We start from the raw sequence: 15,861 nt of genomic DNA on the forward strand, positions 1-15,861 counted from the left end.
CCTAAAGTATTTGAAAAAACTGATCAATCTAAAGTTGCATGTATTTTATTCATGTTTTGATTTATTCTAATTAAATTCAACTATCTCACACTAGCTTATGAACCTCATCGCTTATGAACCTCACTTTTGGGAACTTTACCAAGACTTTGAGCAATACTATTTAAGTATTGCGGTCGATATGAGTTCGGTGGTGTCGTGCTGGGATGTGGAATTGACCCACGAAGAAGTGCAGCAATATGAGCATCGTGGCCGTGTCAGCATTCAAGAGTTGGCCAAAGAGATGGTGGCTGCAACCTATAGAGGTGATTTTAGTGCTTTGGAAAACCGTTTAGTCAAACCGTATGAACGGCAAGCTATGCAAGATGCGTTTAAAGCATGGCAGCAGCAGCAAAAATCTGAATAATCAGTTTATGGACTCATTGCTAGGATTGAATATTCACCATTTGCAATAATTTTAATTTTAAAAATTTCAGTAAAACCTTCTTCATAGCAGGGAATTTCTAACTTCCTATAGGTTGCTCTTATCCCAATTTCAGGAATATTTGCTTTACCTTCACGGCAGCTATTTCGCTCCAAAGTGCTGTTTAAATCGGTTTCAAAATAATAAGAAATGACTTCAAAACCCGCGTCTTTTGCACGTTGAATATAACGTGCTCGGTCTGCTTTGGTGGGGTTGGTATTGTCGATTACCGTTTTAGTTTTAGATGCTAAACACGCTTCAAAAATCATATTTTCGCGGTGCCGAGTTTTCAGCATATCCAAATTAATCCGCAAATGACTGTGCGCTAAATTTAAAAGATAAAAACTTGATTTTCCTGCGGCTTGCACACCTGTGAAAATAATCAGCTGCATGTTCAGCTTCTTGAATAATGGTTATATTTAATATTAAAGCATACGGCATTTAGCTGCACAATCTGTCCAATGCATAGGGGGGAAAGAATTACTTGGCGCAATATGAGCTTAGAAAAATAGTGAAAGCAAGATGTATTGGCTGCAGATTGCTTCAATACTCATATGAGGTTTAAACTACGTGCTGTTTGAAATTTAGAATAAAAAAATAATGAGAAATAAAAAGTATATGTATGCTTTGGCGGCAAATGCTTATAAGAATGGACTGAGCGCAGAAGCAGATATTCATTATCAGCAAGCTTATTTAAATCTAAGGCAAGCTTACCAGCGCTGTATTGCATTTACCTCTGAAGAAGCCTTTGTTTTTACAGATCATAAGCTGGAAGAGTTTATTGCTTTAGGCACGCTGTTTGCACGTACCCGCGGCGGGGCATATTTGCATAAAACGACAGTTGAGGGGCTTGCAGATGGCAGAACCCGTATCACGCTGTTTGTACCGAAACAGTACCGTTTTGCGCAGCAGCGTTTTCAGCAGGATATCCGCCGTGCATTAGGGCAAGATCCTGCGTGCAATATTCGGTCTGCTGCAAAGCAGGAAAAACTTTAGCGTGCTTATGCAAGCTGTTCAGGAAACTCTTTGCGCTGCCCGCCATCATAGCTGGCAAAACGCGGCTGGTTGCGGGCAAAGACTGGCGCAGGGCTAGGCCAAGGCCATTCACCAAATTGTGTTTCGCGGTAGCGTTTGAACGCTGCATCCAGCTCTTCATTACTGTTGAGTACAAAGGGGCCGCGCATTGCGGCAGGTTCACCAATCGGTTCGCCTTCAAGCCAAAGAATACGCGCTTCGAGCAAGCCGGCTTTAAGGGAAATATCGGCATCAGATTTGAGTTCAGCTAAATCCTTTTGATTCAGTTCAGCGCCATTTATATTTAAGCTTTTGCCTTGGTAAAAATAAGCAAAACGTGCAGCTGTTGTACTGGCTGCAGGAATGGTCAGTTCGGTTTCAGGAGGCAGCGTGATGAGATAAATGTTGACCCGATTTTCTTTGGCCGCAGCCCATGAGTGCGGCGGACGTGAAAGCGCTTCGGTATTGTGGAAACTTCCTGAAATCACACGGATATCTGCTGTACGTCCAGCACTGTCATTGATGAAAACATGCGGAATTTCTTCGCGCCAAAACATTTTATAGTCAGCAGGCTGTTTTTTCTGTTCAGCGGAAGAGTTGAACCAAATTTGAAACAGCTCAAAAGGATTTTCTTTATCTTCATGCAGCAGCGGAAACATTTCGCAGTGTTCTATGCCGCTGCCTGTACTGAGCCATTGCACATCGCCAGCAGCATAGCGTCCGCCATTTCCTAAAGAGTCGAAGTGATCGACATAGCCTTGTTCAACTAAGGTGATGGTTTCAAAATTTATAGCAGGTGTCAGGGGGCTCATGTCTGCATTGGCTTTAGGGAAATGATCTATATGGTGTGCTGTAAAAATAAAAGGGTCTTTTAGATCTAGTCTGAAAGTAATCGGGCTAATTGTATAAATTACAGCATTGATCATGTCAGCATTCTCTCTTTTATTATGCGGCGGCTAAGTTTTAATGTATGAGAGAATACTGATTTGGTCTGTAAATGAACTGTATAAATACGTACAGCCTATGCTGGAAAATTACTCAGCATTTTCAGCTGTATTCTTAGTTTGTTCATTATTTTGAGTGACCAGCATGGCCGCCAGTTTCAGCATTTCACCTTGAATATTGCCCATCTGCTGTTCAATTTTTTGGAAGTCAATTTTGCTGATATCTACTTGGCCGTTTAAGAACGGAGAGTTCAGCACCTGTTGATTGGCATCCATAATTTTTTGGCGGATGTCGGAAATTTCCTGAGTTTTGAGCTGGAGGCTATTGAGTGCCTGATCAAAATCTTTCAGCTGCTGTTCTAATTGAGCTGCTGCCTGCTGCAGCTGTTCATGGTTTTGAACATTGACAGCTTGCTGCAGCTCAGACTGGGTTTGTTTCAGCTTTTCAGTGTAATCACTGGTACGAAGCTGCAGTTCCGCGACATCACGGATGATATAGAACATGCTGCCTTGTTTTAAGGGTGCGCTGGCCTGCTGATTTTCTGCTGCAGCTTGTGTATTTGAATTTTCTTGTTCAGTGCTTTGAGTGACTTCTTGCTCTTGAGAGGCTGATTGCTGGGCTTGATCGCAGCCGAGCAAAAGCATGCCTGAAGCGAAAATGGCAAATGGGAGCAAAGCGCCTTGTAAGAGTTTTTTCATAGGATTGAACTATCCAAAAATATTGCTAAAAAAATAAAAGAAAGTCTTTCATGTTTAATATGGGTTAAAAACATGAATTAAAAATGAATAGACACAATGCAGTAACAAAAAAAAGCGGTAATTTCTAAATTAGGCAATCAAGCGCTGGATGGTTTGCGCAGCAGGTGAGTAAAGGTTTTTATTTTGAGCGGGGGGGGTGGAAGCGCAATGCAGACTTGCTGATCTGCACTGCGCTTATTTTATTTTGCCAATTCAGCGTTAATGGCATCCACAATGCGGGCATCATCCGCTTTGATGTCTGGCGCAAAACGGGCAACCACTTCGCCTTGCTTGTTTACAAGGAATTTTTCAAAGTTCCACAGCACCTCAGGTTTAGGATTCGGTGTGAGACCGTATTCAACAAGGTCTTCCCACCACGGGCCTTCACCGATACGTTCAGGAATGGCTTGCGTCAGTACTTGATAAAGCGGATGTTTGTCTGCGCCAGCAACTGAAATTTTTGAAAATAACGGGAAATCAACCTGATAATTGATTGAGCAAAATTGCTGGATTTCTTCATCTGTACCAGGTTCTTGCTCTAGAAAGTTATTTGCCGGAAAACCTAGAATTTCTAAGCCATGATCTTTTTTATCGTTATACAGCTGTTCTAAGCCTTCATATTGCGGTGTCAGGCCGCATTTAGATGCGACATTCACCAGCAGTAAAACTTTGCCAGCATATTGATTAAGTGTTGTTTCTTGTCCGTCAATACGTTTGACTGAAATGCCATAAACTGAAGCCATGCTGCTATCCTATTGATGATTTTAATTGACTTCACATTTGTAGCGGTAAATCAAAGCCAGAGCAAGGGCGGCGGCAGACAGCTTATGCTGAATTTTGTATTTTCTGATATTTGCGCTGATTTGGGATGCAATATTGTGAGTGCTTATAGCTGCTGCAGGTTTATTTATTCTCTGAGCTGGCTAGGGGTCTTGCCTGTATAGCGTTTGAAAAATTCAATAAAACTTGAACTGTGCTGATAGCCCAATTGATAGCTGAGCGCTTTGATTGATGTTCCTGTTTTTAGCTGCTGCAGAGCATAAATAATTTTGGCGCGGTTGCGCCATTCAGATAGGCTCATCTGCAGTTCCATTTGGCTTAAACGTAAAAGCTGCCGTTCACTGAGGTGCGTATTTTTTAGGCACTGCTGCAGACTGAGGTGAAAGTCCGCGGTATAAGACAATCTTTTTAAAACGGGCTGCAGCTGGCTATGGTGGCTTTGCGGCAGATAGTGCTGATGTTTAGGCGCAGTCAGCAGCTGATCATAAATGACTTGTAAAATATGGCGATAATGCTGAACTGAAGTCTGTTTGAGCTTCAGTTCCAGCGCCTCCTCAACTAAGGCGCGAAAAAATGGACGGATGCTTAAAACTTCAGTGCGGTCTGAAAATTCAACGCAGGCTTCAGGCGCAATACGGATTACGGCATAGTGGATCGGCTGGTCATCAATGGCCGCAGAACAGTGTTCGGTTTGCGGCGGAATCCATAAGCCGTAACTAGGCGGTGATAAATGATGCTGGCCTTCAATGTTATATTCAAATATGCCATTTAGGCAGAAGTTGAAATCCCCCCATAGGCAGCTGTGCGGATAGACCGCCTCCGAAGGATTATAATATTTAGAAAAGATTTCGATTTGCTGTTCTATAGGTTTGGCTGTCATGGCGTTCCAGTGCAGGTGATGTCGCAAGCGCGATACAAATGTCTGAAATGATATATTTAAATTAAAACAGACATTGTTCAGAATACAGATATTATTTTTTGCAGTGAAGCCGCATGCAAAACCGTTCAGCACAGTTTGCGCTGTTATTTCCCGTAGCAGCCGTATTCATCTGGTCATTGAATATTGCTGTAACCAGATATGCAGCAGATTTTATTTCACCCGTCAGCATCAGTTTTTACCGCTGGCTGGTGGCATTTGTGCTGCTGACACCATTTCTAGTCATGCCTTTTTGGCGCCATCGGGCACTGGTGCTGCAGTGCTGGAAACAGTTGGCCTTGCTGTCCGCTTTCGGTATGGTGTTGTATCAGGGTTTGGCTTATAGCGCTGCGCATTACACTACAGCTATCCATATGGGGCTCATTAATGCATTGACGCCAGTATTTACCATTGCTGTTTCAGTGCTGCTGTTGAAAGAATGGCCGAACCGTTATGCCGCAGTTGGCTGTTTCATTTCTTTATGCGGTTTGCTGCTGGTCATTGCACAGGGACAGCAGGCAAATTTGTTGGATTTAGGCAGCCACGCAGGTGATTTGATTATGCTTGCTGCTGTATTTTTATATGCATTTTATGGCATTTTGCTGAAAAAATGGCAGCTGCAGCTCCCGCTTTTTGTCAGTTTGTATGTACAAATTATTTTTGCATTGCTGTATCACTTGCCTTTTGTATTGTGGCTGGGGCTGGACGGCATCAATATGCAGAATGCGTCCAGTGTGATATATGCCGGTATTTTTGCCTCAATTTTTGCGCCGTTGCTATGGATGATGGCCGTGCAGCATTTAGGGCCTAGCCGCACCAGTATTTTTATGAATCTCATGCCTGTTTTTACCGCGCTGATCGCTTATTTTTGGCTGGCTGAAACATGGGGGATTTACCATACTCTCGGTACGGGTTTAACAATTTTAGGTGTATTGCTTGCTCAGCGAAGCAATCAATTAAGAAAAAATATTGTTAATTTGGCTGAAAAGTAAACAAACGATTTACTTTTTTTGATTGTCTTGTCCGTTTAATGCTTTAAATTTGAGTGCCAAAAATGATTAAAATTGTGAATAAAACTCTTAAAATATAATTAAAAATAGTGACATAAGTTTACTAATCATTTGTTTTTTTTATAAATAAGAGATATTTGGAATCCGTTATGTGATATGAAAAATCTATTTGTCAGTTTTTGAGTTTTAGGACATAATACCTTTATCGAAAGTGATCAGGTTTTAGGATTGATTATTTTCTCAGAGATTTCTGAACCCTCTGGATGTGATTTACACATCCTTTTTATGCTCGGCCATCCCTATATGGCTGAGCTTTTTTTTGTCTAAAATATGCTTCCGTGCAATATTTTATGCTTTAAGCGCGAATGACTTCACCTGACTCTGCATCAACAATTTTACTGGGTTCGCGGCTGAGCCCGAGGTCACCATTTAAATAATTTAAATCTGCATGGAAATATGCAGCGGCTTCTTGCAAAGAGCGGGCCGGTTCTAAACCTGCAGGGTTTGCGCTGGTCGATACAATAAAGCCATTGAAGGCATTGCATAGCGCGACACACAGCGGGTGAGTCGTCACGCGTACCGCAACTTTAGAGTGATCGCCTTTAATCCAGCTTGGAATGTGCTCACCTGCCGGCAAGAGCCATGTTGTTGCACGTTCAGTGGGTGTGCGGTTAGTCCAAGAGCTGATGACTTGCTGACGCATTGTGTCAGGCAAAGTTTGAAGCAAATGTTCAACTTGTGAAATGCTGGCAGCCAGCAAGATAACGCCTTTCTCAATAGGTCTTTGTTTTAAGCGCAGAATGTCATAAAAAGCCTGCTCATTAAAGGGATCGCAGCCTAAGCCCCAAACCGCCTCTGTCGGGTATGCTAAAACTTGTCCATTTTGCAGACACGCTGCCGCTTCGGCCACAGAGGTTGTAATCATTTGAAGGATACCTGTGTAAAACTGTTGGAGGTCTATTGTGAACCCTATTTGCCAGTACGGCAACGCAGGTACATGCCGCCTTGCTGCAGAATGAGCCCCATCAGTTCCAGTTCCATCAGCATTGCGGTCAGCGGCGCTGCATCAGTCTGAAGCGCTGCAGCGAGCTGATCGAGATCTTGACCTGTCCAATCTAACTGCTGATATAGCGCAAGCAAGTGCGCTGGTATTTCAATATTGCCTGTTCCTTTTTGTGCAGGCAATTGTGCGCTTTGCCATTGTGCAGGCAAGGCTAGATCTTCAATGACTTGCTGAGGGTGATCGATCAGAATTGCGCCTTCACGAATCAGCTGATGACATCCTTGATGATATTCACTGTAAATATGCCCAGGAATGGCAAATACGGTTTTTCCTTGGTCTGCAGCCAGTTTGGCGGTAATCAGAGAGCCGCTTTGCTGTTTAGCTTCAGCCACAATGATGCCTAAACTTAATGCGCTGACTATACGGTTGCGCCGCGGGAAATGGTGCTGCAGCGGCGGTGTTTTAGGCAGAAATTCGGTAATGACGGCTCCGCCATGCTGTGCAATATCTTGCCGCAGGTTTTGATGCTGACTTGGATACGTGCTGTCCAAACCTGTGCCCATAACTGCAATTGTACGCTGATGCTGTATGCCGCCGCGATGCGCTGCTTCATCTATGCCTTGAGCAAGCCCGCTATTAATGAAAAAGCCTTGCTCACTTAAATAAAAAGCAAAATCATAAGCCAATTGCCTGCCGTGCGGGCTGGGTTTTCTGCTGCCGACAATTGCAACTTGCGGCTGCAGCAAGGCATGAGGATGGCCTTGACCAAACAGGAGCGGCGGTTTGTCGCTATAGTGCTGTAATTGCGGCGGATAAGCAGGATCATCTGCACAGAGAATAAAATCAGCAGTCTTTAGAATATCATTTAAACATTGCTGAAATTTTTGCTGCCCTTCGGGGCTATGGAATTCTTTGAAGCGCTGTAAGTGGCTTTTGTGCAAGCCGAGCTGCTGCCATTTGCTCAGCTGATCAGGCATTAGGGCTTGAGAGAGTAGGGGATAATTCTCTTGAATTTTATAGAAACCGGATAATGAATGCTGAACCAGATACCACAAGGTAATTTTTTCAATTTGCGCTTGTGAGAGCGGATTCAGCATACATGATCCTATATTGGGTTAGTCATCCATCACAGATGATTGGATGCTTGAGCCAATTTTAATTGGCAGTTCGCTTTCTAAAACATAAGCATAGCTCAGCTGGTCAAAGGTTTTAAATACCATGATTTGGCCAGTGCGCTGATCAGGCAGCTGAATTTTTTCACGTGTTTTAGGGTCAGTAACCATCTGGCCTTTTTCATCGACATTAAAGACATGACCTGCCTGTACGCCGTGAACTGCGCCGCGGTCAATTGTCACAACGCTGTGAATGGCTGCTGTGCCGATAGATCCAAGCACACGGACAATCGAACCATTTGGCGTGATGTTTTCTGCATGTGTCGGGTAGAAGAGTGTTGGCAGCATCGGGTCGTATTCAGGAAGCACACGGTCACCGCGGCGTACTTCCTGATTATATGTATCAGTCAGTTCCAGCGTGGTGATATCATTTTCACCGCGTACTGCAATGCCTGAAGCGACTTGAGTCATTTCAAGGCCGGCAACATATTTTTTGCCGTTTGCATCAGTCAAATTATACGGTTCGCCTTCACGGTAAACCGCATAACGCTGGCCAACCTGCATGCCGTTGCCGCGCGCATATACAGTTTGTCCTGCTGCGGCCAATACGCGATGGTCTGCAGCGCCAAGAATGTATGGAGTATGCTCTAAAGCATCTGATGCAATAACGGTGCTGCGCTCTAGCCATTGCTTGATGTATTGCAGCGGGATGACTGGAATTGAATTGTTTAAGGACTCAACACGCACTTGCGGCTGCAATTTTGTATCGCCAGCATAGCGGCGGATAATGCCTTCACAGCCGTCACCCTCATCTTTGCCGATGAGCGGTTTGCCGTTATAAGTACACATGAGCAGGCGGTCGCCGGGGAAAATCCAGTGCGGGTTTTTCACATGTTTATTGCTTGCCCAAATTTCAGGCCAGCGTACCGGATTTTTTAAGAATCTTTTGGAAATATCCCACAGCGTATCGCCTTTTTTGACCACATAAACTTGCGGCGCTCCAGCTTTCAAAGATGGCGGATTGACGTTGCGGGCAGGCGCAGCTTCAGCGGCAGTCATGACTCCCAGACCAAGACTTGTACAGACTGCAAGCGCAAGAATCTGTTTTTTAAACCCCAAGGCACTAAAAAATGGCATGCCCTTCAAAACCTTTTTCATTATCATAATTCCTAAAATTATGTGAGCAGTTGCGTTATAATAACGATCTTACACACATTTTTTTGATGAAGCATTCCTTCATTCGGTTTTTTGATCAGTGGCATAATTGAGGACGCAGTATGGCCTTGTTACCTATTTTAAGTTTCCCGGATCCCCGTCTTCGTACCATTGCAAAACCTGTCGAAGAGGTGACTGATGAAATCCGTCAGCTCGCTGCAGATATGTTTGAAACCATGTATGAAGCGCCGGGCATTGGTTTAGCTGCGACACAGGTTGACCGTCATATTCAGCTGATCGTTATGGATCTGTCTGAAAATAAAGATCAGCCTATGGTGTTCATTAACCCCAAAATCACACCATTAACTGAAGAAACGCAGCCTTATGAAGAAGGCTGTCTATCAGTGCCTCAAATATACGATAAAGTTGAGCGTCCGTCACGTGTAAAAATTGATGCGATTAACCTTGAAGGTCAAGCATTTGAGATGGAAGCTGATGAACTTCTCGCTGTTTGCATCCAGCATGAAATGGATCACTTAAATGGCAAGCTGTTTGTCGACTATTTATCTCCGCTGAAGCGCCAGCGCGCACGTGAAAAAATAGAAAAAGCTGAGCGTCAGCGCAGCCGCGAAAAAGCTGCCGTAAAACGCGGTTAAAATAGCGCTGTAAAATCATCCTTAGGACTGAACCCAATGTTGATTGGGTTTTGTTATACTAGGGCCTGATTATTTAAGGGTATGCCTTTGCTTTTTCGCAGTGGTCTGCTGTTTTCTTTTACAGCAGTATTTTTACAGATTGCTGTATTTTTACAGCCTTTGCTGCCTAAGCAATATCAAATTGCTCCGGTCTGTGAAACCATCACGCGTGCACTTTTAACTCATACAGAGCATTCAGCTCATTCCTTATCGTCATCTTCAGATCGAATTCACGGTCATTTGCAGCATACGGCTCAGCATGAGCAAGTACAGATCAGCGGTCAGCATAGCCATGATCATGATGCAGGTCATCAGTGTCAGTACTGTAAAGTCTTTGGCAATTTAGTGCTGCCGCCTGAATTGAAAATCTCAGAAGTGCTGGTGCGTATACAGGTGCGTCTGATCGCATTTGTCCGCACATTTGCACATGTCTGGTTTCAGCTGCAGCGCCTATTTTTGCTGCCGCAGGGACGAGCCCCGCCGCTTTTTGCATAAATCAACGTTTTTAACTTTGAAGGGTCTTGGATGACTCCAGCCCTGTTGTATTTATGTTTTTAGTGAGATTTACAAATGGCTCAGCCAAAATTTTATGTACAGCCATTAGCGGCTGCGATCACTGTTGTGTGTTCTTCAGCAGCATGGGCAAATACGATAGACAATAATCAAGATCTGCGTCCAGTACAGACTTTAGCGCCAATGGTCGTGACAGCGCATGCCGGCAATGATGCTCATGGCTTAATTGTCCATGCCGATCCTAAACAGCCGATCCAGCCTATTCCAGCTAGTGATGGCGCGGACTATTTAAAAAGCATTGTTGGTTTTAGTGCTGTGAAAAGTGGTGCAGGGACCAATGGTGATGTGACCTTCCGCGGCATGTTCGGTTCACGCATTAAAATTTTAACCGATGGCACGGAAAATCTCGGGGCTTGTCCAAGCCGTATGGATTCACCCGCCTCTTATATTTCTTCTGAAAGCTATGACCGTATTTCAGTGATTAAAGGCCCGCAAACCGTGCAATATGCCAATACGGGTTCCGCGGCAACGGTACTATTTGAGCGTAAGCCTGAACAATTCGATACAGATCAAAACTATCGCGGTCAGGCCAGTATACTCATGGGGTCTTATGGGCGCTTAGACCATAATGTAGAGGCTGCAGTTGGTGACGCTCAAAAATACATTCGCCTGAATGCGAACCGTTCGGTATCGGACAGTTATAAGGATGGAAATGGCGCCACGGTTCCATCTGATTGGGAGCGCTGGAATGCAGATTTAGCTTTAGGCTGGACTCCGAATGAAGATACTTGGCTGGAGATTACAGGCGGCAAAGCAGATGGTGAGGCGGTTTATGCTGGACGCGGCATGGATGGCTCGATGTTTGCCCGTGAAAGCTTGGGGCTGCGTTTTGAAAAGAAAAATGTCACCGATGTCATTCAAAAAATTGAAGCGCAAGTGAACTACAGCTTTAATGATCATGTCATGGATAACTTTAGCCTGCGTGAGTTTAAGCCAACAGCGATGATGAAAATGCCAATGGCAACTAATGTAGCGCGCAAGACTTTGAATGCGCGTATGGCCGTAACGCATGAGTGGGATAAACTGCAATTTATCACGGGTTTTGATACGCAAAATAATGAGCACTCGAAACGCAGCGGCAGTGTGATGTCGCCGTATCAGGATCAAGTACGTGTTAAAGATATGGAATTCCAGTCTTTTGGCGGTTTTGGTGAATTAACCTATCATTTTAGTGATCAAAACCGTTTGGTTTCTGGTGTTCGATTTGATCAAGTTGATGTGAAAGATGAACGGCAAGATTCAATTGATCAAGGTTATAACCGTAGATTGGATAAAACATTAACAAGCGGTTTTATCCGTTTTGAAAATACACATCCTGAACATGATGATGGCAAAACTTATATTGGCTTAGGTTATGTCGAGCGCATGCCTGACTATTGGGAACTATTCAGCCCAAAATCGGGTAATGGCCATAACAATACATTCAATCATATTGATACGGAAAAAACGCTTCAGTTAGATATGGGCTATCAGCATCAACATGGCGCTTTGAGTTCGTGGGTGTCGGCTTATGCTGGTTTGGTGAATGATTATATTTTAACGAGTTATACGCTTGGAACAGGAATGATGAAGGGCATGGAGGCGCATAGCCGTAATGTGGATGCCGCCATTGCTGGTGCAGAAGCAGGGATTGGGTATCAGTTTACCGATGCGATCCAAGCAGATGTGAGCGCCATGTATGCGTGGGGTGAAAACACCACGGATAATATGCCATTGCCGCAGATTGCACCTTTAGAAGCACGGGTAAACTTACGTTACATTCAGGATAATTATACTTTGGGTGCATTATGGCGTGTGGTTGATGGTCAGAATCGAATCAGCCCAAATCAAGGTAATATTGTGGGATATGATTTAAAGAAAAGTGCGGGTTTCGGTACGCTTTCTTTAAATGGCACTTATCATGTGAATGATGCTGTAGATGTGTCATTAGGTATTGATAATGTCTTAGATAAAACCTATACCGAGCATTTGAATAAGCTGGGGGATGCGGGGACAGGTTTAGCGACAGATGAACAGTTCAATAATATCGGACGTAATTATTGGGCGCGTGTAAGTATGAAATTTTAATTTGCTGCTTAGGTGAGAAAGCATTTGCTTCTGGGGGGATGAATGTTCCTTCAGTATAACAGTTTTAAGTGAATGATTTAAAATAAAGGAAGCATTTGGCTTCCTTTATTTTATTGCTTATTATAAGTAAATTTTATTATAAACAATAAATTGAACATGATTGCTGAAGATGTGAAAAAGCAAATATTCGAAGATTTGGCGCGTCATCGTTATAGCGTTTTTCAAACGATAGCGTGGGACGCAAAGTGCCGAACTGATTTGGTTGAAGCTCTAAATTCACATGGTTACGTGCATTTTCAAATACATAAATTGAGATATACAGATGATCAGTATGCGGTTGTTTTAGCGGATGCAAAAAATAGCATTGAGCATTTGGTTTTAGAAAGGGAATATTCAATACAGCGCGGCTTCCTGAAGAAAAAAATGCCATTAATTGTGGCTGGTTTGCTGATTGCTTTAATTGTGCTGTATGCGAGCAAAGACCAAAATTTAATGAGCAGTACGATTGTTTGCCTGATTCCGATTGTATTGGGAGCATTATTTGAATACAGCGTCATTAAAGATCAGCCGCAAAGTTTATTAAAAGGCGTATTTAAGCGTTCTGGAATTGCATTGTTAGTGATTCTGGTTTTTGCAATTATCGTATTGCGTGAAGGTACGATTTGCCTCGTCATACTTATGCCTATTATTTATTTAGCATTGCTTTTGGGTGCGGTTGTGATGCGATTTATCTGCTTCACCCTCTGGAAACCTACAACTAAAATTTACTCTTTGGCTTTATTGCCTTTAATTTTTTATTTTGCATTGCCCGATTTATCTCAACACAATTATGGCCAAACACAGCGTGAAATGGTTATTTATGCTCCGCAAGAACAGGTGTTTAAGGCTATTAACCATATTGGCTCTATTCAGGCTGAAGAAGTGCCAGATCGCTTTATTTTCAGAATGGGCTTTCCTAAGCCGATCTTTGGCATGACCGAACAGCGGGCCGAAGGAATGGTCAGAACGATTCAATGGGAACGCGGGGTGAAATTTGAAGAGCGTGTTCAAGCCTCACATGCGCCGTATCTGCTGAGCTGGGACTATCAATTTAATGAAAACTCATTTCCTAAAGGCTCATTAGATGACCATGTTGAAGTCGGAGGCAAGTATTTCGATTTGTTAAAGACGGACTATCAGCTGGAAAAAATAGATGCCAAAACCACGAAACTTATTTTGACCATTGATTACCGTGTTTCAACGGAATACAACTGGTACAGTAAATTGTGGGTCAATTATATTTTGACCGAGTTTAGTGATGTGGTCATGACGATTCATAAACATCGTCTAGAGCAGTAAGATAGAAGCCTAGAGTTTGGAAATCTAGGCTTCGTTCATTGAGAAAGGGCTAGGAATGCATGCTTGCCAAATAGGTTCCTTGCTCTTTATACAGCGCCAGTCCCATTTTTTGTATTTCACGGCCATTTTTAAGCAAGAAATCATCCAGACGTTTAAACTTTTTAGCGCCCTGGTATAAAAATAAATTCTTAGCAAATAGGTAGTATGCAAACCAAGAGGCAGATTGAGGCTGTAAACCTAGAGATTTCATTCTTTGGCGGCCAATAAAAAATTGTGTGATCTCTAGATGCTGCCGATACGCCAGTTTTTGCTGTAAAGGACGCAAATATTTATATTGCCGTTCAAATGGTTCTTTAGATAAGCTCGAACCTAAGCATATGCTAGATTCATCAGATTGAGGGTGTGCAAACTGCATCCAATAAATCAGTTTCAGCGCTTCAGATTCTTTGTCAATCAGCCATCTTTCATCAATGCCCATGAGCCAGCCGGTATATTTCCAAAAATGCAGAAAACTGCCGGCATCTTGGCGGCTGGGGAAAATGCCTAAAGCGCGAATACCTAAGAGCACCACTGCGCTAAAGGCAATATTGGTCATGGCCTGATCATATTGATTTATCGGCAGCCCCCACATGTCTGTATCCCACTTTTCAGACTTTTGTAAATGGTAACGCACTAACGAATGAATAAAGCGCACATAAATGGTTGAGGTAAATCCTTTGTTGAAACGCTCAAAACCATCTTTTTCGGTAATATCCACCCACCACTTTGTGGTTTCAGCCAGACGAGTGCCTGCTTGTTTTTTTAAGGCGCCTGTTAATACCAGCGGCTGATTAAATCCGGGAAACATATAGCCTGCCATGAGTGACAGGTCCCGCAGCACAAAGCCATTGTTGATGCCTAAACGATGAGTAAATTGCAAAGCTTGATTTATTTTCTGTGCATCATACCAAGCGGGCTTTTGCTCAACAGATTCAAAAAATGTGCTGATTTCTGCAATTTCATAAGGCAGTTTGGATGTGCCTTGATATAGCGCTGTTTCAAAATACTGCCGATGCTGTTTAGGATTTTGCATGATCCAGTGCAGCAGTGTATCCATCGCAGGATCACCGCTTTGTAAGGCATTGTTCAGTGCAAGATATTCATCATAAGAGGGCTGCAGTTTCTGTTCGGTCAGAAAACTGAAAATTTTAGTTTTGAAATTAGATTGGCTAAAAACGTCAAAAGAAGATAGGCGTTTAGGCATAGAAAGCGTTTGCATTGTAATTTTCTCTGATTCATTCTTAAACAAAACATTAATACGAATATTTATTCGCATTCAATTCGCATCATATAAAAAGGCAGATTGAGGAATAACAATGAGAAAAAAACCGCAGCAGCAACGTGCAAAACTTATTGTGGAGAATATCTTAGAGGCGGCGCTGTATTGTATTGCGCATGAAGGACTCAGTCACTTAACAACACCTAAAATTGCGGAGCGTTCAGGTGTAAGTGTGGGGTCAATTTATCAATATTTTGAAAATAAAGAACAAATTGTTGAAGAGCTGCTGCTGCGTAAGGCTGAACAGTTAGGATTGATGCTTAAGCAGATTGTCGCAGAGCAGGAGCAGGCGAAAATTCAGGAAATTATTCCACTGACGATTCAATTCGGTTTCGAAACTTTAAAAGCAGATCATGGTTTTTTTATTGAAATCTTAAAGAGCTGGCACAGCTATAGCAATTCGGAAGCCTCTCAGATTTTAGAAAAGCATTTTTTTGAAGTGGGTATGTACTTATTTAACCGGTATTACCGAGATTGGGATTTTGAAACTTTAAAGAATAGATCCTTTGTGATTATTAACAGTACATTGTTTACGATGATGCGCTATGTGAGCAGCAACAGTTTTCTTATTGAAGAACAATATCTTAAGAGGGAGTTGACCGTTATGGTTTTGGCATACTTAAATGCTGAAGTCATTGGTCTAAAATAATTTAAAATTAATTAATAAGTAAAAACAACAACTTAATTATATTGTGGTTTGAAAATTAATCACTCAAATAAATTAATTTAAAAACATGC

Annotated in this window: 17 protein-coding genes; 8 read left to right on the plus strand and 9 right to left on the minus strand. The window is 42.8% G+C overall.

Translation table 11 applies throughout. The features are described 5' to 3' along the window. The first annotated feature begins 97 nt into the window (after window positions 1-97). Window positions 98-403, plus strand: coding sequence for a hypothetical protein (locus tag D7V32_RS15855; protein ID WP_120403798.1), 306 nt, complete (start codon window positions 98-100; stop codon window positions 401-403). Between the two features lie 5 nt (window positions 404-408). Here D7V32_RS15855 and D7V32_RS15860 read toward each other — a convergent pair whose 3' ends face one another. After that, entirely contained in the window at window positions 409-852 is a 444-nt protein-coding gene (locus D7V32_RS15860; RefSeq protein ID WP_120403799.1) for an AAA family ATPase, read from the minus strand. Between the two features lie 208 nt (window positions 853-1,060). Here D7V32_RS15860 and D7V32_RS15865 point away from each other — a divergent pair, with 208 nt between their 5' ends. Further along, window positions 1,061-1,456 (plus strand): hypothetical protein, encoded by a 396-nt coding sequence (locus D7V32_RS15865; RefSeq protein ID WP_147394233.1) that lies wholly within the window; start codon window positions 1,061-1,063, stop codon window positions 1,454-1,456. Window positions 1,457-1,461: 5 nt separating this feature from the next. Here D7V32_RS15865 and D7V32_RS15870 read toward each other — a convergent pair whose 3' ends face one another. From D7V32_RS15870 to D7V32_RS15885, 4 genes are all read right to left on the minus strand, one after another. Further along, window positions 1,462-2,400 (minus strand): pirin family protein, encoded by a 939-nt coding sequence (locus D7V32_RS15870; protein ID WP_120403801.1) that lies wholly within the window; start codon window positions 2,398-2,400, stop codon window positions 1,462-1,464. A gap of 108 nt (window positions 2,401-2,508) precedes the next feature. After that, the gene (locus tag D7V32_RS15875) at window positions 2,509-3,117 is read right to left on the minus strand and encodes a hypothetical protein (RefSeq protein ID WP_120403802.1); all 609 of its coding nucleotides are present in this window, start codon (window positions 3,115-3,117) and stop codon (window positions 2,509-2,511) included. 239 nt (window positions 3,118-3,356) lie between these two features. Beyond that, entirely contained in the window at window positions 3,357-3,899 is a 543-nt protein-coding gene (locus D7V32_RS15880) for a glutathione peroxidase (RefSeq protein WP_120403803.1), read from the minus strand. 164 nt (window positions 3,900-4,063) lie between these two features. Further along, complete coding sequence (locus D7V32_RS15885) at window positions 4,064-4,816, minus strand: AraC family transcriptional regulator (protein WP_120403804.1); 753 nt, start codon at window positions 4,814-4,816, stop codon at window positions 4,064-4,066. Between the two features lie 113 nt (window positions 4,817-4,929). Here D7V32_RS15885 and D7V32_RS15890 point away from each other — a divergent pair, with 113 nt between their 5' ends. Further along, window positions 4,930-5,844, plus strand: coding sequence for a DMT family transporter (locus D7V32_RS15890; protein ID WP_120403805.1), 915 nt, complete (start codon window positions 4,930-4,932; stop codon window positions 5,842-5,844). 373 nt (window positions 5,845-6,217) lie between these two features. Here the strand turns inward: D7V32_RS15890 and D7V32_RS15895 are convergent, their stop codons facing one another. The 3 genes from D7V32_RS15895 to D7V32_RS15905 are packed head-to-tail and all read right to left on the minus strand — an operon-like array spanning window position 6,218 to window position 9,135. Continuing rightward, entirely contained in the window at window positions 6,218-6,787 is a 570-nt protein-coding gene (locus D7V32_RS15895) for an L-threonylcarbamoyladenylate synthase (protein ID WP_120403806.1), read from the minus strand. 44 nt (window positions 6,788-6,831) lie between these two features. Further along, window positions 6,832-7,962, minus strand: a complete 1,131-nt coding sequence (gene dprA / locus D7V32_RS15900; protein ID WP_120403807.1) for a DNA-processing protein DprA — start codon at window positions 7,960-7,962, stop codon at window positions 6,832-6,834. An 18-nt stretch (window positions 7,963-7,980) separates the two neighbouring features. Further along, complete coding sequence (locus tag D7V32_RS15905) at window positions 7,981-9,135, minus strand: LysM peptidoglycan-binding domain-containing protein (protein ID WP_120403808.1); 1,155 nt, start codon at window positions 9,133-9,135, stop codon at window positions 7,981-7,983. A gap of 119 nt (window positions 9,136-9,254) precedes the next feature. Between D7V32_RS15905 and def the strand changes: the two genes are divergently transcribed. The 4 genes from def (at window position 9,255) to D7V32_RS15925 (ending at window position 13,805) form a co-directional block, all read left to right on the plus strand. Next, window positions 9,255-9,788 carry a peptide deformylase gene (gene def, locus D7V32_RS15910; protein WP_120403809.1) on the plus strand — a complete coding sequence of 178 codons (534 nt, stop codon included), beginning with the start codon at window positions 9,255-9,257 and terminating at the stop codon, window positions 9,786-9,788. Between the two features lie 87 nt (window positions 9,789-9,875). Next, window positions 9,876-10,322 carry a DUF2946 family protein gene (locus D7V32_RS15915; RefSeq protein ID WP_228200236.1) on the plus strand — a complete coding sequence of 149 codons (447 nt, stop codon included), beginning with the start codon at window positions 9,876-9,878 and terminating at the stop codon, window positions 10,320-10,322. Between the two features lie 75 nt (window positions 10,323-10,397). Further along, window positions 10,398-12,467 (plus strand): TonB-dependent copper receptor, encoded by a 2,070-nt coding sequence (locus D7V32_RS15920; RefSeq protein WP_120403811.1) that lies wholly within the window; start codon window positions 10,398-10,400, stop codon window positions 12,465-12,467. A 156-nt stretch (window positions 12,468-12,623) separates the two neighbouring features. Further along, entirely contained in the window at window positions 12,624-13,805 is a 1,182-nt protein-coding gene (locus tag D7V32_RS15925) for a hypothetical protein (protein WP_120403812.1), read from the plus strand. 49 nt (window positions 13,806-13,854) lie between these two features. On the opposite strand, the gene D7V32_RS15930 is transcribed toward D7V32_RS15925, so the two are convergent. Then, window positions 13,855-15,063, minus strand: coding sequence for an oxygenase MpaB family protein (locus D7V32_RS15930; RefSeq protein ID WP_120403813.1), 1,209 nt, complete (start codon window positions 15,061-15,063; stop codon window positions 13,855-13,857). A gap of 97 nt (window positions 15,064-15,160) precedes the next feature. On the opposite strand from D7V32_RS15930, the gene D7V32_RS15935 reads away from it, so the two are divergent. Beyond that, complete coding sequence (locus D7V32_RS15935) at window positions 15,161-15,772, plus strand: TetR/AcrR family transcriptional regulator (RefSeq protein ID WP_120403814.1); 612 nt, start codon at window positions 15,161-15,163, stop codon at window positions 15,770-15,772. Window positions 15,773-15,861: the final 89 nt, after the last annotated feature.

Origin of the sequence: Acinetobacter tianfuensis (assembly GCF_003611465.1) — a bacterium.
Lineage (GTDB): Bacteria > Pseudomonadota > Gammaproteobacteria > Pseudomonadales > Moraxellaceae > Acinetobacter > Acinetobacter tianfuensis.